The 16,985-nt window shown below is 58.0% G+C and carries 16 protein-coding genes and 1 other annotated feature; of the genes, 2 read left to right on the top strand and 14 right to left on the bottom strand.

The annotated features are described in order from the left end of the window. From ABLU73_RS14220 to ABLU73_RS14200, 5 genes are all read right to left on the bottom strand, one after another. The gene (locus ABLU73_RS14220) at positions 1-423 is read right to left on the bottom strand and encodes a regulator (protein WP_094309715.1); all 423 of its coding nucleotides are present in this window, start codon (positions 421-423) and stop codon (positions 1-3) included. A 74-nt stretch (positions 424-497) separates the two neighbouring features. Then, the gene (locus ABLU73_RS14215; RefSeq protein ID WP_053809841.1) at positions 498-860 is read right to left on the bottom strand and encodes a DUF202 domain-containing protein; all 363 of its coding nucleotides are present in this window, start codon (positions 858-860) and stop codon (positions 498-500) included. Next, positions 850-1,197 carry a DUF202 domain-containing protein gene (locus tag ABLU73_RS14210; protein ID WP_004202264.1) on the bottom strand — a complete coding sequence of 116 codons (348 nt, stop codon included), beginning with the start codon at positions 1,195-1,197 and terminating at the stop codon, positions 850-852. Before ABLU73_RS14210 ends, ABLU73_RS14215 begins: the two co-directional genes overlap by 11 nt. A gap of 100 nt (positions 1,198-1,297) precedes the next feature. Continuing rightward, the gene (locus ABLU73_RS14205; RefSeq protein ID WP_017899668.1) at positions 1,298-2,620 is read right to left on the bottom strand and encodes a 6-phospho-alpha-glucosidase; all 1,323 of its coding nucleotides are present in this window, start codon (positions 2,618-2,620) and stop codon (positions 1,298-1,300) included. Continuing rightward, positions 2,617-4,239, bottom strand: coding sequence for an alpha-glucoside-specific PTS transporter subunit IIBC (locus tag ABLU73_RS14200; protein ID WP_049116811.1), 1,623 nt, complete (start codon positions 4,237-4,239; stop codon positions 2,617-2,619). The genes ABLU73_RS14205 and ABLU73_RS14200 overlap by 4 nt, the downstream gene beginning before the upstream one ends. A gap of 298 nt (positions 4,240-4,537) precedes the next feature. On the opposite strand from ABLU73_RS14200, the gene ABLU73_RS14195 reads away from it, so the two are divergent. Further along, a complete protein-coding gene (locus ABLU73_RS14195; RefSeq protein WP_004202269.1) occupies positions 4,538-5,284 on the top strand; it encodes a GntR family transcriptional regulator in 747 nt (248 codons plus the stop codon). Here the strand turns inward: ABLU73_RS14195 and ABLU73_RS14190 are convergent. From ABLU73_RS14190 to ibpA, 3 genes are all read right to left on the bottom strand, one after another. Beyond that, positions 5,252-6,913, bottom strand: coding sequence for a putative transporter (locus ABLU73_RS14190; protein WP_004202271.1), 1,662 nt, complete (start codon positions 6,911-6,913; stop codon positions 5,252-5,254). The genes ABLU73_RS14195 and ABLU73_RS14190 overlap by 33 nt on opposite strands. A gap of 145 nt (positions 6,914-7,058) precedes the next feature. After that, complete coding sequence (gene ibpB, locus ABLU73_RS14185) at positions 7,059-7,487, bottom strand: small heat shock chaperone IbpB (RefSeq protein ID WP_004145074.1); 429 nt, start codon at positions 7,485-7,487, stop codon at positions 7,059-7,061. A 116-nt stretch (positions 7,488-7,603) separates the two neighbouring features. Beyond that, the gene (ibpA, locus tag ABLU73_RS14180; RefSeq protein ID WP_004151523.1) at positions 7,604-8,017 is read right to left on the bottom strand and encodes a small heat shock chaperone IbpA; all 414 of its coding nucleotides are present in this window, start codon (positions 8,015-8,017) and stop codon (positions 7,604-7,606) included. After that, positions 8,011-8,086 (bottom strand) — a sequence feature (ROSE (Repression Of Heat Shock gene Expression) occurs in the 5'-region of heat shock genes and acts as an RNA thermometer to modulate expression.). It overlaps the preceding gene by 7 nt. Positions 8,087-8,330: 244 nt before the next feature. Between ibpA and ABLU73_RS14175 the strand changes: the two genes are divergently transcribed. Further along, the gene (locus ABLU73_RS14175; protein WP_004202272.1) at positions 8,331-8,663 is read left to right on the top strand and encodes a YceK/YidQ family lipoprotein; all 333 of its coding nucleotides are present in this window, start codon (positions 8,331-8,333) and stop codon (positions 8,661-8,663) included. A gap of 1 nt (position 8,664) precedes the next feature. Here ABLU73_RS14175 and ABLU73_RS14170 read toward each other — a convergent pair whose 3' ends face one another. The 6 genes from ABLU73_RS14170 to recF all read right to left on the bottom strand — a co-directional run bounded on the left by ABLU73_RS14170 (position 8,665) and on the right by recF (position 16,867). Next, positions 8,665-9,891, bottom strand: a complete 1,227-nt coding sequence (locus tag ABLU73_RS14170; RefSeq protein WP_264924736.1) for a DUF3748 domain-containing protein — start codon at positions 9,889-9,891, stop codon at positions 8,665-8,667. A 77-nt stretch (positions 9,892-9,968) separates the two neighbouring features. Next, positions 9,969-11,084: a BamA/TamA family outer membrane protein gene (locus ABLU73_RS14165; protein ID WP_224052249.1), complete on the bottom strand. Its 1,116-nt coding sequence runs from the start codon at positions 11,082-11,084 to the stop codon at positions 9,969-9,971. Between the two features lie 20 nt (positions 11,085-11,104). After that, positions 11,105-12,187, bottom strand: coding sequence for a hypothetical protein (locus tag ABLU73_RS14160; RefSeq protein WP_264924735.1), 1,083 nt, complete (start codon positions 12,185-12,187; stop codon positions 11,105-11,107). Positions 12,188-12,337: 150 nt separating this feature from the next. Continuing rightward, positions 12,338-13,150, bottom strand: a complete 813-nt coding sequence (gene yidA / locus ABLU73_RS14155; protein WP_004202280.1) for a sugar-phosphatase — start codon at positions 13,148-13,150, stop codon at positions 12,338-12,340. Positions 13,151-13,350: 200 nt separating this feature from the next. After that, a complete protein-coding gene (gene gyrB, locus ABLU73_RS14150; protein WP_060656538.1) occupies positions 13,351-15,765 on the bottom strand; it encodes a DNA topoisomerase (ATP-hydrolyzing) subunit B in 2,415 nt (804 codons plus the stop codon). A 28-nt stretch (positions 15,766-15,793) separates the two neighbouring features. Next, on the bottom strand, positions 15,794-16,867 hold the full coding sequence (gene recF, locus ABLU73_RS14145) for a DNA replication/repair protein RecF (RefSeq protein ID WP_004202283.1): 1,074 nt from the start codon (positions 16,865-16,867) through the stop codon (positions 15,794-15,796). Positions 16,868-16,985 lie beyond the last annotated feature (118 nt).

Below are 16,985 nucleotides of genomic sequence, written 5' to 3'. Positions count from 1 at the left end.
TCAGCGCAGCAGCGGCATCAACGCCTCTGGCGGCCGCTGCTGTCGGCGCAGGTCCCGCATCACCCGCATATAGGGCCCGCTGAGATCGTAAAACTGCCGGTAACCCGCGCACAGCGGGTCTTCCTGTTCGCCGCAGCGGCACAGGCGTAGCCACGGACAGCCGTAGCAGGCGCTGTTGGCCGCCAGCGCCCCCGCCTGCGTTATCAACTCGCCGCACCAGGCGCTCAGCGTCTCGCTAAACAGCAAAATATTGATACGGCCAATATCTTCCCGCACCCAGCGGTGAAAGACTGCGCAGAGAAACTCACCCCAAAGCGCGGCGTCGCCGGCCGCCAGCTGCGGAATAAAATGGATAGCCGTGAGTCCCTGTTGACGCAGCTGCGCATAGAACGCCTGCGGTTGATGGCAATGATGCGCCTCCACAACGACAGCCTGAAAGGGAGTGTCATGGTGCTGGCCGGGGGCATGAGTAAGAGGCAAATTCGCCGGACATCCTGTCATGACATATCCCTAATGAATAAAACGATCTGTTGAAGGTGAGTAACAGCAAACAGGAATGCCAGAGAAAGTACTGCGAGTGCGATCAAAAATTTGTCACGAACCGCCCGCGGCTGTAAAAAATCGCTATCGTCGACGTCCATCAGATGACGACGGCGGGTATAGCCCCAGAGTATCACCGCCACTATCGTCAGCACGCCGATCGACAGCCAGAAAGGCAGTCCGGCGCGGTGCCAGCTGTGCTTAATCGCCAGCGCCATCAGCGCGCCATAGCCCAACAGGGTGCGAAACCAGGCCAGCGAGGTACGCTCTGGCTGTAGCCCCGGGTCGCTTTCCCGCCGCGCCCGGCGTTTATCCGCCATACAGCACCAGCAGCATCACCGCGACCACCACCGCCAGCAGCAGGATGCTAATCACCAGCAGCGTCCGGGTATAGGGGAGATCCTGCTTCAGGCGCATCGCCTTCTCGTTATTCAGCCAGCGCAGATAGCCATAGATGGCCATGCCGCCGGCAAACAGGCACAGCAGCAGGGCGAGAATTTCACGGATCAGCGGCGTGGCAAAGTCTGGCGCCAGCTGGTCAAGACCGACGCCAGCGGCGAGAAAACCGAGCGCCGTGCGGATCCATGCCAGAAAGGTACGTTCGTTAGCCAGCGAAAAGCGGTAATCCGGCGCTTCGCCGAGGCGGGAGATTTTCATGACGGTTCCTTGTTCATCGCGCAGCAGGCTTCAGCATAGCGTAAATCAGGAACCGGGGAGAAGAACCGGCGCCCCGCAGGGCGCCGGTCAACGGCGGGGATTAATGCAGCTCCGGCCAGTAATCTTTGTTGGCGGCAATCAGGTCGTCGAGGATCGCTTTTGCCACCGAGGCACTCGGCACGGTTTTCGACAGGGTAATCGCCTGCCACAGCTTGTGGTAAGAGCGCTGTTCCCAGGCATCGACCACCAGTTTTTCCACCGCCACCTGCTGGCTCATCATCCCTTTCTGGAAGTGCGGGATGTCGCCGACCGTCAGCGGCTCCGGCCCGTTGTGACCCACCAGGCAAGGAATTTCCACCATCGCGTCAGCGTCAAAGTTATGGATCGCGCCGTTGTTCGGCACAATCAGCAGCATCCTTTCCTGGGTGTTAAAGGCGATGGCCGTCGCCAGATCGACGATATACGACGCGTGCTCGTCAATTTCCAAATCGCCAGCGGAGGATTTCCCGGCGGCAATAATCGCCCGGCAGGCGCTGAAGACGTTTTTCTCGCGATGATCCATCACCTCATTGGCGCGGGTGCGTTCCGGGTTGGAGTGGGCCACCACGTAGTCCGGGAACAGGTAATATTTCAGATAGGTATTCGGCATGGTCTGCGGATCCAGCGCCTGCACATCTTTCGCTTTGGCAAAAGTGTCGTTCCAGCTGGCCTCGGTGTGCGGGTCGTTAGAAGGCGGCACATAGCCGTATTTCGCCACATATTCGCGCAGTTTTGGCATCAAATCGTTGCCGTCGAGATCCTCAATCGAAGTCCACCAGCCGAAGTGGTTAAGGCCGTAGTAGCGCACGCGCATCTGTTTACGGTCTTTGAGGCCAACAATCTGCGCCATCCGCCCTTCGATACCGATTGGCATATCGCAGATGTTGAGGATTTTGGCGTTTGGCCGCAGACGGCGGGTGGCTTCCGCCACAATCGCCGCCGGGTTGGAGTAGTTGAGCATCCAGGCGTTCGGCGAATATTTTTCCATATAATCCACCAGCTCCAGCACGCCGCCGATAGAGCGCATACCGTAGGCGATCCCGCCCGGTCCGCAGGTCTCCTGGCCCAGCACGCCGTGGCGCAGCGGGATTTTCTCATCCTGTTCACGCATCGGATATTTCCCGACGCGGATATGCGCCATGACGAAATCAACATCGGTAAACGCCGCCTGCGGATCGGTGGTATAGCTGAATTCAATCTCCGGCGCCTGCTCTTTGAGGATCACTTTGCACGCCTCGGCGATGGTCTCCTGGCGCGCGCCGTCGTTGTCATAAAATTTCAGCGACCGCAGCGGAAAACGATCCTGGTTTGCCAGCAGCATCAGGACAATGCCCGGAGTGAAGGTGCTGCCGCCGCCTGCGATAACAACTGAGAATTTTTTCATGATACTGCCTCCGTCATAGTGGTATGTTCGGTCGAAAGAGAATCTTTCATCAGGTTTTCCAGCTGGTCGCGCACCTGGGGAACGTGCAGGCCGACGATGACCTGAATCCCGTTGCCGCGGCGAACTACCCCGTGGGCGCCCAGCGCTTTAAAGACGTCGTCACTTTGCGTTTTCGCCATATCGACCAGCGCGATGCGCAGTCGGGTGGCGCAGTTATTGATACTTTCAATGTTGCGTGCGCCGCCGAGGGCCTGCAGGAAGCCAGCGGCCTGACCCAGCCGGGTCTCTGGCGCGGCGGCGGCCGTGGTTTTACCTCGTGCCGCCTGGTAATCGGCCTTGCTGTAGAGCTTGATTTCACTCTCTTCCCGGCCCGGCGTCTTCAGGTTCAGACGCAGGATCAGGGTGCGGAAGACCACGAAGTAGAGGGCGGTGAAACAGAGACCAATACCTATCTGAATGAACATCATCGAGGCGTGGTGATGAAACATTGGGATCCAGTTTTGCGGCAAGAACTGGTCGAGCAGGCCGCCGCCGAAATTGCCCACCACCCCGCAGATGTACATTACCGTCGCCATGGACGCCGCCAGCACCGCGTGGACGGCGAACAGCAGCGGCGAGATGAACAGGAAGGTGAACTCCAGCGGCTCGGTGATCCCGACCAGCATCGCGGTCAACGTGGCGGGGATCAGCAGGCCGGCAACCTTGACGCGATTTTCCGGCGCGGCGGTGAAGTAGAGCGCCAGCGCAATGCCCACCGAACCAAACACTTTCGAGTTACCGTGCAGGGCAAAGCCGCCCTCCGGGAACAGCGTCTTCAGCGGTTCCGTACTCTGACTGAACGCCTGCAGATGCTCTGCCCAGTAGACCTGTAGTCCCCCCTCCACCACCGCCGGGCCAAAGATGAACGGGCCATAGACGAAGTGGTGCAGGCCGGTGGGGATCAGAATGCGCTCAAGGAAGATGTAAACCCACACCCCAAGCGCGCCGGCAGAGCGCAGGAAGGCCTGTAGCGATTCAATACCCAGCTGGACTTTTGGCCAGCCGAGCAGCGTCAGCCAGGCGCAGGGGATCATCGCGAGGAAGGCGACAATGACCACAAACGATGAGCCCTGGAAGATGCCGAGGAACACCGGCAGGGGTTTATCGAAATAGCGATTATGCAGGGCCGTCACCAGGCCGGAGATGACGATCGCCCCGATAATGCTGGTGTCGAGGGTTTTAATCCCGGCAATCATCGTCAGGCCGCTGCCGGCCGTGGGTTCAACGGAAAAGTCGACGCCGAAGAAGTGGCCCCAGGTCATCCCCATGGCATTGATAAAGTAGTTCCAGGTGAGAAAGCTCACCAGTACCGCCAGACAGGCCCGGCCCTGGGCCTGCTTCGCCAGGCCAATCGGCAGGCCGACGGCGAAAATCAGCGGCATATTACGAAAGACGGTCCAGCCGCCCTCTTCGATGATGTGAACGATCTGTGCAAACAGGCTGTCGGGTGCGGTCAGCGCTTCGCCGACGAACATCGGGTTGCGCAACATAATGGCGATACCGACCACGATCCCGGCGAAAGGAAACAATAAAACCGGGGTAAACATGGCGCCGCCAAAGCGTTGTATTTGACTGAGCATTGGGAAATCCTCATATAACAACTCGTAGGGTGAATGGCCTTCTTTTTCTTGGTTACCGGCCTCACTCGAGAATAGGAATTTGCCCGTCCGACAACATGCCGCGCCGTTGCGATTCGTGATCGCTTTCATGGTTTTAATTTGGCCAAAGTTGTCTACTTCGCTAACAAAAGTTAGACATCGATAAGCTAAAGGATGTAATCGATCTAATGAATGGATAATAACTATCTGTCTTAAAACCTATTTTTTGCTAAAAGGTGAAGAAAATAACCTCGCCCTTTCCTGTACAAGAGGACTACTGGTGATCTACAAATCCATTGCTGACCGCCTGCGGCTACGGCTGAATTCTGCCGACTTCGCCATCGGCAGCCCGCTGCCGGGAGAGAAAAAACTGGCCGAGGAGTTCGGGGTGGCGCGCATGACCATCCGCAAAGCCATCGACCTGCTGGTGGACTGGGGGCTGGTGGTCCGTCGTCACGGCTCGGGGACCTACGTGGCGCGCAAAGACGTCCATCATGAAACCAGCAATCTCACCGGCCTGGCGGAAGTGCTGCGCAAACAGGGTAAAGAGGTGGTGAGCCAGGTGCTGGCCTTCGAAGTGATGCCTGCCCCGCCGGCCATCGCCAGCCTGCTGCGGATTAAAATTGATGAACGGATCTACTTCTCACGGCGGGTGCGCTTCGTCGACGGCAAGCCGCTGATGCTGGAGGATAGCTATATGCCGGTGAAGCTGTTCCGCAACCTGTCGCTGAGTCATCTGGAAGGGTCGAAATTTGATTATATTGAGAAGGAGTGCGGGATCATCATCAGCGGGAACTATGAAACGCTGACGCCGGTGCTGGCGGACAAGCAGCTGGCGCGCTCAATGAACGTCCCGGAGCAGACGCCGCTGCTGCGTATTACCTCCCTTTCCTACAGCGACAGCGGCGAGTTTCTTAACTATTCGGTCATGTTCCGCAACGCCAGCGAGTATCAGGTGGACTACCATCTGCGCCGCGTCCAGACGCACAGCCCGCTAGCTCAGCCCCCAGAACAGCACGGCGAGTAGCTGCGGGGTGATAATCCGCAGAAACATCACCAGCGGATAGACGGTAGCGTAAGAGAGCGCCGCCGCGCCGCTGGTGGCGTGCAGATTGTTGGCGAAGGCCAGCGCCGGCGGGTCGGTCATCGAGCCGGCCAGCATGCCGCACAGCGTCAGATAGTTCATGTTCGCCAGCATGCGCGCGAGAATGCCTACCGTCAGCAGCGGGATGGCGGTGATGAAAATGCCGTAAGCGATCCAGCTCAGGCCATCGCCCTGGGTCAGGGTCGCCACAAAGTCGCCCCCCGATTTTAGCCCGACCACCGCCAGAAACAGCACGATCCCCAGCTCGCGCAGCGCCAGGTTGGCGCTCGGCGGCATAAACCAGTACAGCTTGCCGATGCTACCGATACGCCCGAGGATCAGCGCCATAATCAGCGGCCCCCCGGCTAGCCCCAGCTTCAGGGCGGCGGGGAAGCCGGGAATAAACAACGGGATAGAACCCAGCAGTACCCCGAGGCCGATGCCGATAAATACCGGCAGCATCTGAACCTGCTGCAGCTTCTGCTGGGCGTTACCCAGCTCGGCGGCCACGGCGTCAATCGCCTCCGGACGGCCGACCAGGTTGAGGATATCGCCAAACTGCAGGCTGGCGCTGCTGCTGGCCACCAGTTCGACGCCTGCGCGATTAAGCCGGGAGATCACCACGTCATAGCGCTGTTTGACGTGCAGATCGCGTATTTTCTTCCCCAGCACTTTCTCGTTAGTCACCACCACCCGCTCCACCTTCAGGTCGGTGCCGCGCGTTGACAGCGAGGTGGCCACCTCCTGGCCGATCACCAGTTGCGCATTGTGCAGATCCTCCGGCCGCCCCACCAGGTGCAGCAGATCGCCGGCCTGGATAAGGGTTCCCGGCGCAGGCACCATCAGCAGCTCACCGCGCTTCAGCCGCGAACAGACGATATTGTCGCTGTTGAGCATCGGCACATCCTGAATAGCCATCTGGTGGAGGTTGGGGTTCTCCACCCGCACGTTGATGGTGTGCAAATGGGCATGGCCGTTGCCGCTGCTCTCCTCAAACTGCTGGGCCTCTTTCTCGACATTGATGCGAAAGAACAGGCGTACCAGCCACATGGTCAGCAGAATGCCGCAGATGCCGAACGGATACGCCATCGCGTAGCTCATCCCCATCTGATCGACCACCTCGAACGGCACCCCGAGATCGCGCAGGATTTGCTGCCCGGCCCCCAGCGCCGGCGTGTTGGTCACCGCGCCGGAGAAGATGCCAAGCACCACCGGGAGAGGAATATTGAACAGCTTATGCAGCACCGCGGTGACCAGGCCGCCGAGAATCACGATCAGGATAGCGAACAGATTGAGCCGCAGGCCTGAGACCCGCAGCGAGGCGAAAAAGCCCGGTCCCACCTGGATACCGATGGTGTAGACAAACAGGATCAAGCCGAATTCCTGAATAAAATGCAGCATCGGGCTGCTGAGGGCGACGCCCGCCTGATCGACAAAGTGACCGACGATAATGCCGCCAAATAACACGCCGCCAATACCAAAGCCAACGCCGCGGATTTTGACATTGCCGATCCACAACCCAACCACCGCCACCAGCGCCAGTACGCTGACCGTCAATGCTATCTCACTCATGGTACCGTCCCTGTGAATAACATTATTATTAACAGGGATTATGACCGCGGCCAGGCGGGTTGTATGCTGCCTGGCGCACAATACCAGCAAACAGACAGGCACAAAAAAGCCCCGAAAATCGGGGCTTTATAAGTTTTTCGCTTAATTAACTATTTAACGCCGGTCGTTCGCTGATGGCGATACGCTGCGGGGCGATCTGCTCAGGCTCATTGCGGGTCAGATCGATATGCAGCAGACCGTTGGTGAAGGTCGCGCCAGAGACCTCCATGTTGTCAGCGAGGGTGAAGCTCAGGCTGAAGGCCTGGCTCACCAGCCCCTGGTGTAGCCAGGTGGTCTCTTTTTCCGGCTGCTGCGGTGTGCCTTTTACCACCAGGCGGGTGCCTTCCAGTTGAATATCCAGATCTTCCTGACGGAAACCGGCCAGCGCAAGGGTGATGCGGTAGTGGTTATCGTCGCTTTTTTCGATGTTATAGGGCGGGAAGCTCTGGCTTTCACCGGCGGTTTGCAGGGCGCTGGCCAGTTTGTCAAAACCGATCCATTGACGCAGCAGGGGGGATAAATCGTAGTTACGCATACTGTTTTCTCCTTCTAAGAAGCGAGTGAATGTCTGCGAATTGCGTGAATTCGCATCTGCTCCCTGACGGCGAGCAGGTTGTTACATCAGGCCGCCTTGCGGCCTGAGAGAGACAATTAGTTGATTTCGATACGGCGCGGCTTGTTCGCTTCCGGGATCACCCGTTCCAGATCGATATACAGCAGACCGTTTACCAGGTTGGCGCCGCGGACATGAATGTTTTCCGCTAGCTGGAATTTGCGCTCGAAGTTGCGCTCGGCGATCCCCTGATACAGGTAGGTCCGCTCTTTCTGCTCGGCAGCGTGGGCGCCTTTGACGATCAGCAGATTGTCCTGGGCGGTGATCTCCAGTTCGCTTTCAGCAAAGCCGGCCACCGCGATGGCGATGCGATAGTGGTTTTCGTCTACCAGCTCGACGTTATACGGAGGGTAGCCGCCATTGCTCTGGCTTTGATTGTTTTCCAGCAGGTTAAACAGGCGGTCGAAACCAATGGCTGAACGATAAAGCGGGGAGAGATCGAAGTTACGCATAATAAATAGCTCCTGAAAATCAGCGAGAATCAAATGACCTTCCATCGTGGACAGGCCGCGGTAATCCGGAATACCCCTCAGGCGTATTCTCAGCGGGTTACACCTATAAAATGGGTTTCTCCCCGTCCTTTTCAAGGGATTCGGGGCGTTTTTTTTTGCAGTTTGCCGATGATTGCTTAGACTGGGGGGAGGAGCACAAAAAGCAAAGTGCGATGCCCGCCACAGTGCGGCGCAATAACGCTATGCATTCACGGGATGGCCCGATATAACCCAACAAGGTTATCTCAACGCCCGAAACGACGATGGAAGAACAATGAAAAGCAGACGACTGTTAAAGCTGGTCCTGTTCAGCGGGATAATAAGCCTGAGCGGTTGCTCCAGCGTAATGTCACATACCGGTGGCAAAGAGGGAACCTATCCGGGCACGCGATCCAGTGCGCAAACGCTGGGGGACAGCAATACCAACTGGGGTGTGAAATCGCTGGTGGCGCTGGACATGCCGTTCACCGCCGTCATGGATACCCTGCTGCTGCCGTGGGATATGTTCCGCACCGACAGCTCAATCAAATCTCGGGTCGAAAAGAGCGAGAAGGCCACGCTGGCGACCAACTCGGTGATCCCGCCAGCGCCGATGCCTGCCCAGTAAGTTATCGCCCGGTCTGCGTAACCCACAGCTGACGATAACCGTCCACCTCCTCCATCCAGGCAATCTGTTTACCGTCTGGCGAAAAGACGATCGCGTCCGCCGAGGGCGCATGAGCATGCGCCTCGGTTAAAAAGGTGATATCGCCTGTGCCGGCATGACAGCAGGCAATCCGCCCCTCCAGTACAAAGCCCAGCCACTCTCCCGACGGATGCCAGTTAAACGCCGACTGGATACCCGACGCGTGATGCGTCAACTGCCGCGGCTCGCCCCCCCGCGGGGAAATAAGCCATAGCTGCACTACGCCGGCGTCGTCGCGCATCAGAAAGGCTATCGCCGTCGCCTGCGGATTGGCGCGCACCCAGTGGCGCGGAACGTTCACCAGCCCCGGGTAGCGGCGATGGTGGGTGAAGGTCAAACGACGCTGACTGATGCCCGCTGGCGGCGCCGGCATCGTGCTTGCGGTGCCCGCCAGCGGCGCCCCGCCGGGCTGCTTCCAGCCGGCTTCATCCTGCGGCAGCTCGACAATAAACAGCTCCGGGACTTTGTCGCCGTTTTCCGCCAGCGTATCGCCAATAAACGCCAGCGCATGGTTCCCGACCCAGCCCTCTTCATAGGCGCGATTAATCTCATCGCTGCCCGGCGCGGGAGTCGGCGTCGTGCGGCTCACCAGCACGCACCAGTGGCTGCCGCCGTATTCGCGCGGATGGTGGCCCGGCGGCGTCACGGGTCCATACGGCGCCGCCACGCCGACGTTACGCAGATCCAACGCCGGGTCGCGCTCATGCAGCACATGATCGTTGTAGGTAAAACTGACCAGTCGGCCGTTGGGGCTATAGACATGGACGTGGCTGCCGCCGCGCAGCGCCCCGGGGGTGTAAGGGGCGGTAATGTCCATGGCGTCCAGATTCTCGACGGTATCCTGAAAAGCCACCACCCCGCGACGGTGATGAAAATCATACTGCCACTGTGCATCCGGCCGCTCGGGGCCGTGAATAAACACATAGCGATCCTGGGTTGGATGCACGGTCACCACGCCGACGTGCGCGCCTTGCGTGGCACGATAAATGGTCTCCACCGCGCCGCTGTTTACGTTCACTCGCTCTATGGTCTCGCCGGTGAACGACGCGCCGGACGGGCGGACGTCGTACACCAGCCACTGGCTGTCGGGGGTCCAGGTGCGGGTGTTGGTGAGCTGGTGGTTGCGAGGAGCAAAGGTAACTTGTTTCATGGTGTGCTGACCGGGCCGATATGAGAGTAGCCTTAGCATACCGCAATCCGCACCGGGTTGAATGCCCGGCGACGAGCTTAAAACGCTTCGCCGACCTGGAAGTAAAAGCCGCTGCTGCCTTTGCCGATACCGTAGTCGAGGCGAACGTTAACGCGAGGTTTGAATTCAAAGCGGTAGCCAACGCCCGCCGAAGGTAGCCAGCGGCCATTATTCAGCGACGACAGTGAAGGCCCCATGGTTCCTGCCCCGGCCCAGGCGACAATCCCGTGCCGCCAGGTGAGTTGCCGGCGATATTCCAGCTGACCGCTGACGACGTTTTTATCCCGGTAGCGCCCCTGGTAGTAGCCGCGCATCCGTTCATCGCTGCCCAGCAGCGGCATCATGCTCCACGGTACCTCGCCCTGGGTGAAGGCGCCATCGGCCTCCCAGGCGAGGACGCTTTTCTCGCTGAGGGCATGATAATGGCTGTAGTGCAGCTGAAATTCTTCAAAGCGGGTATCGCTGCCTAAGCCGGGCGCATAGTGGGTGTAACGAAAGTTGGCATACTGACCCCGGCGCGGATTGGGGACGAAGTCGCGATCGTCCCAGTTGAGCGCGACGCTGGCACCCGAGCTGAATACCGACGGTCCCTGCGGGGTATTTTCAATTTTCGGCAGATCGTTATGGTCCATCTTATCGGCATTCTGCGCCGCCAGCGACCATCCAGCGCCGAGATAAACATTGTCGATAAGCTGTCGGTAGACCGTCGGGCGCAGGGTCAGCACCTGGGCGGTATATTTCTCTTTTTCGTTGTCTTTATCGCCGGCATGAAAGCCTTGTCCCCAGAAGTACGTCGGGGTGTTGGCCATTGAACCATCAACAAAAATTCGCCATCGGTCGTGGTCAAAAAAAGCGTAGTTTTTCACGCTAAGGCCAAAGGCGCCGGTGGAGCTGGCGTAGCCGCTGAGCGTCAGCGTGGAATTCTGGCTGGTGGTATCCTGCGGATCGGGACGGTAGAGACCGACGACGGCAGTGCCGATGCCCAGCCCCAGCTCCGGCGTATAAAACGGACCGGGCATCATGCCCCAGTCAATGCCTTTGCTGGCGTCGAACTTATCGCTGGCGCCGAGATGCTGCAGCCAGCCGTCGATTTGCTCGCGGCTGGTGACCTTGGCCTGGACCGGCGCGCATAGCGCGCATGTCAGAAGCAACAGAACAGGGTTAAGCGGTCGGCTCAAAAGCGATACTCACCGGAGATAAAGAAGCTGTTACGTTCGGCAAAACCAAACTCCGTGGTGATGTTAAAATTCTGCGTCAGCTCATACTGTGCGCCCACCAGCACGTTCCACGGCGACTGCAGATGCTGCTTCACATCGAAGCGACCGTTATTGTCCTGGTTGGCCAGGTTGACCATATTCTGCAGCAGCGGCGACGGCATCGAGAGATCGTTAAGGCTGCCCTTAAACTCCTGCTGCACGTCCTGATACATGCTGCCGACCCACAGGTTCAGCTTACCGGCGGGGAGATGTAGCGCATCGACCGAAGGCGTAATGAAACGATAGCCTACGCGCGGCGAAAAGGTAAACGCATCAATGCTGCCGTCGAGGATATCAAAGCGGGTCTGGGTGTAGTTAGCGTCCAGCACCGTAAACCAGTTGCCGACGCCGCCCACCAGCGTGGAGCCCATCCCATAGGTGGTACCTTTAAAATCGAGGCGAAAGTCGAGGTCCTGCATCCCGGGTATGGGCACCACTTTGCCGTTCGGTCCCTTCAGGCCGACGGCAATCTGCGAAATGGAGTGCCCCTCGGTGTGTCCGACGAGACCATAAACATTCATAAACGGCAGCAGCCAGGCATCCAGCTTGAGCGTCTCGGTTTTGCTGCTTTCCCGCGTATGACCGACGCCAATCTGGAAGGCGTTGTCCAGCGAGACCGGCCCCTTAGCGAAAATGTTCTTCACGGCGTGTTTGCAAACAGGATCCTTACCGCAATCGATATTGCGGCCGTCCAGCGACAGGCCGGTGAAGCTAATGCTGTCGACATTAATATTCTGCCGCATATCCATATAATTAATGCTGACGCCAAACGGCAGCGGCAGGACGTAGCCACGTTTTCTGGCCTCGTCGCCTAGAAATGGCAATATCGGCGCCGATTCCGCTGTCTCAGCCTCGGTGTCGGCCGGCGCCGGCAGATCCGCAGGCTCGACGCCGTGATAGGCGTACGCCGGCTCAAGCGGCGTCGTTGGTTCCGCGGCCGCGCAAATCTGAACAGAGGCGAATGGCAGCGTAACCAACATCAAATAATGACGTTTATTCATGAAAAATATGATGTTAGTTCTGAATTGCAAAAAAAGAGGGCGGGTAGCTTATAGAATCCCCTGTGCGGAGTAAGGGATTTAAATGCGGATTAACATCTGTTCATGAAAAAAGAGAAGACAGGCCCGAAGAACGCCGGGCCTGAAGGAAGCTTACGCTAAAACGTATTTTTCAATAGCGAAGGCGACGCCATCATCGAGGTTCGATTTGGTAATGAAGTTCGCCGCCTCTTTGACCGCCGGAATGGCGTTATCCATCGCCACGCCGACGCCGGCGAATTCTATCATCGCGATATCATTTTCCTGATCGCCAATCGCCATAATCTCTTCCGGTTTGATACCCAGCGCATCGGCCAGCGACTTCACGCCGGTGCCTTTATTGACGCGTTTATCCAGTATTTCGAGGAAGTAAGGCGCGCTTTTCAGCACGGTGTACTTCTCTTTCACTTCCGCCGGGATACGGGCGATGGCCTGGTCGAGGATCGCCGGCTCATCGATCATCATGACTTTCAGCAGCTGGATCTCAGGGTCCATCTTTTCCGCTTCGCAGAACACCAGCGGGATGGTCGCCACATAGGATTCATGCACGGTGTAGTAGCTGATATCGCGGTTTGCGGTATACAGCGTATTGCGATCAAGCGCGTGGAAGTGGGAGCCGACCTCGCGGGAAAGCTGTTCGAGGAAGCGATAGTCGTCATAGCTCAACGCGGTTTGCGCCACGGTGCTGCCGTCCCCGGCTTTTTGCACCAGCGCGCCATTGTAGGTAATGCAGTAATCACCCGGCTGCTCCATATGCAGCTCTTTCAGATAGCTGTGAACGCCGGCGTAAGGGCGGCCGGTGGTCAGCACCACGTTGACGCCGCGCTCACGCGCCGCGGCAATGGCGGCTTTCACCGCAGGAGAGATGGTATGGTCTGGCAGCAGCAGAGTGCCGTCCATATCGATTGCAATCAGTTTAATAGCCATAGGATCCCCGGGTAAGATGAGTCTTCCCTCATGCTAACGCGATTCCGCTCAAAAAACAGTAAAAGTGTCGGCCAGAAAGGGGGATGGAACCGCAGCAGAGGATTCCCCTTTTACTGGCAAAAAAAAGCCCGGTCGCGCCATGCGACCGGGCTCAGACATTCCGTTACCCCGGGCAAACTCGCTCCGGGGGAACACACGGCTTAGATATCGATATTCGCCGCTTTCAGGGCGTTTTCTTCGATAAAGGCGCGACGTGGTTCAACCGCATCACCCATCAGGGTGGTGAACAGCTGATCGGCAGCAATGGCATCCTTGACGGTGACGCGCAGCATGCGGCGACTGTCCGGATCCATGGTGGTCTCCCACAGCTGATCCGGGTTCATCTCGCCCAGACCTTTATAGCGCTGGATGGAAAGACCGCGACGGGACTCTTTCACCAGCCAGTCCAGGGCCTGCTCGAAGCTGGCCACCGGCTGACGACGTTCGCCGCGCTCGATGTAAGCATCTTCTTCCATCAGGCCGCGCAGTTTCTCGCCCAGGGTACAGATACGGCGATATTCCGGCCCCATAATGAACTCATTATCCAGCGGATAGTCGGTGTCCACGCCGTGGGTACGAACGCGAATAACTGGTTCAAAATGCTGCAGCTCTTTGTTCTCGTGGAGATCAAATTTCCACTGGCTGCCGTGCTGCTCTTTCTCATTCAGCTCGGATACCAGCGTGTTCACCCAGCGGGTCACCTTCTGTTCGTCAGCCAGATCGGTCTCGGTCAGGGTCGGCTGATAGATAAGCTCTTTCAGCAGCGCTTTCGGGAAGCGGCGCTCCATGCGGCCAATCATTTTCTGGGTGGCGTTAAACTCGGCAACCAGTTTTTCCAGCGGTTCGCCCGCCAGCGCCGGCGCATTGGCGTTAGTATGCAGGGTCGCACCGTCAAGAGCGATAGCGATCTGATACTGATCCATCGCTTCGTCGTCTTTAATGTACTGTTCCTGTTTGCCTTTCTTCACTTTGTACAGCGGCGGCTGGGCAATATAGACGTGGCCGCGCTCGACGATCTCCGGCATCTGACGATAGAAGAAGGTCAACAGCAGGGTACGAATGTGCGAGCCGTCGACGTCCGCATCGGTCATGATGATGATGCTGTGATAGCGCAGTTTGTCCGGGTTGTACTCATCGCGGCCGATGCCGCAGCCAAGGGCGGTGATCAGCGTGGCCACTTCCTGGGAAGAGAGCATTTTATCGAAGCGGGCTTTCTCAACGTTGAGGATTTTACCCTTCAGCGGCAGGATCGCCTGATTCTTGCGGTTACGCCCCTGCTTCGCAGAGCCGCCCGCGGAGTCCCCTTCCACGAGGTACAGTTCGGAGAGCGCCGGGTCGCGTTCCTGGCAGTCCGCCAGTTTGCCCGGCAGGCCAGCCAGATCCAGCGCGCCTTTACGGCGGGTCATCTCACGGGCACGACGCGCGGCTTCGCGCGCGCGCGCGGCGTCAATAATTTTGCCGACCACGATTTTCGCATCGGACGGGTTTTCCAGCAGGTATTCGCTCAGCAGTTCGTTCATCTGCTGCTCAACCGCCGATTTCACCTCGGAGGAGACCAGCTTGTCTTTGGTCTGTGAGGAGAATTTCGGATCCGGCACTTTCACCGATACCACGGCAATCAGGCCTTCACGGGCGTCGTCGCCGGTGGCGCTGACTTTCGCTTTTTTACTGTAGCCCTCTTTGTCCATGTAGGCGTTGAGGGTACGGGTCATCGCCGCACGGAAGCCGGCAAGGTGAGTACCACCGTCACGCTGCGGAATGTTATTGGTAAAGCAGTAAATGTTTTCCTGGAAGCCATCGTTCCACTGCAGGGCCACTTCCACACCGATACCGTCTTTTTCCGTAGAAAAATAGAAGATATTCGGATGGATCGGCGTTTTGTTCTTATTGAGATACTCAACGAACGCCTTGATGCCGCCTTCGTAGTGGAAATGATCTTCTTTGCCGTCGCGCTTATCGCGCAGGCGGATAGAGACCCCGGAGTTCAGGAACGACAGCTCGCGCAGGCGTTTCGCCAGGATATCGTATTCAAACTCGGTGACGTTGGTGAAGGTTTCCAGGCTTGGCCAGAAACGCACCATGGTGCCGGTTTTGTCGGTTTCGCCAGTCACGGCCAGCGGCGCCTGCGGCACACCGTGTTCGTACATCTGCTTGTGAACTTTGTTATCGCGCTGGATAACCAGCTCCAGCTTCTGCGATAGGGCGTTTACCACCGAGACGCCTACGCCGTGCAGACCGCCGGAGACTTTATAGGAGTTATCATCGAATTTACCGCCAGCGTGCAGGACGGTCATGATAACTTCCGCTGCGGAGACGCCCTCTTCCGGGTGAATGCCGGTCGGGATGCCGCGGCCGTCATCCTGGACGGAGACGGAGTTATCGCTGTGGATGGTCACCACGATATCTTTGCAGTAACCCGCGAGCGCTTCGTCGATAGCGTTATCCACAACCTCGAATACCATGTGGTGCAGACCGGTGCCGTCATCCGTGTCGCCGATATACATACCCGGGCGCTTACGCACCGCATCCAGCCCTTTCAGGACTTTGATACTGGAGGAGTCATAAGAATTCGACATCAACGTTTCTCGCTCATTTAATCTTGGGTTAATCCGTTATTTTACCTTTTTCCACGCGGAACATCTTCGAATTTTTGTCCGACATGTCCATAACGTGCTCAGCGCTGATCGCGCTGACGAAAACCTGCGACTGCGTCGCTTTCAGGCGACTGGATAACAGACCGCGGCGGGCATCATCGAGTTCCGAGGCAAAATCATCTATCAGGTACAGGCAGCGCCGCCCGCTGACGCGGGTGAGGAACTCGCCCTGCGCCAGACGCAGGGCGCACATCAGCAGCTTAAGCTGCCCGCGCGACAAGGTATCTTCCACCGGCGCCCCGTCGGCACGAATACGGAAATCCGCTTTATGCGGGCCGTGGGCGGTATAGGTTAACATTCTGTCGCGCTCGAAATTCCGCTCCAGCACTTCAGCGTAGTCGGTCTCTTTTTCCCAGCCGCGCTGGAAGGAGAAAGAGAGCGAGAATTCCGGTAAAAATTGCTGACAGGTATCCGCCATGTCTTCGACGATAGCGGCGCTGTATTCGGCACGCCAGCGGCTGATCTGCTCCGCCAGCGGGATTAATTCCAGATCCCATGGCCGCAGCTGGGCATAGCGGCTGACCTGACGCAGCGCGGCGTTGCGCTGCTTGACCAGGCGCTTCAGGTTGCTCCAGGCGGTGAAGAATCCGGCTTCGTTATGAAAGCATCCCCAGTCAAGGAATGCTCTTCTGTATTTGGGGCCGCCGTTGAGTAAAGTAAACCCCTCCGGCGTAATCAGCTGCATCGGCATCAGGTGCGCCAGCTCCGCCACTTTGTGGCCGTCGGTGCCGTCGATACGCACCTTGCTGTCGCCCTGTTTGTCTTTGGTCAGGCCGATGGCGGTTTCCCGCTCTTCGCCCTGTAAACGCCCGTGCAGAACAAACGCATCCTGCTCGTGGCGGATCACCCGGCCAATTTGCAAACTACGAAACGCCCGGCCATGACCGAGCGTATAGATAGCTTCCAGCACGCTGGTTTTGCCGCTGCCGTTGGCGCCAACCAGGAAGTTAAAGCCGGGAGATAAAGCGAGATCCGCATGTTCAATATTGCGGAAGTCTTTGATCAGGAGTCGGGATAGCGACATATCAGCTCGTCATCATTCAAGGGGCGTGGGTGTCGCAGCCAGTTCGTCTACCGCCAGCGCGCAGAAAGCGGAGCGTACACGAAGTACGTGAGCATTTCGAGCACTGCCGGAAGGCGAA

Source organism: Klebsiella sp. GG_Kp175, from assembly GCF_040062325.1.
Taxonomy (GTDB): Bacteria; Pseudomonadota; Gammaproteobacteria; order Enterobacterales; family Enterobacteriaceae; genus Klebsiella; species Klebsiella quasipneumoniae.
This window is presented reverse-complemented; position numbering and strand designations above follow the sequence as displayed.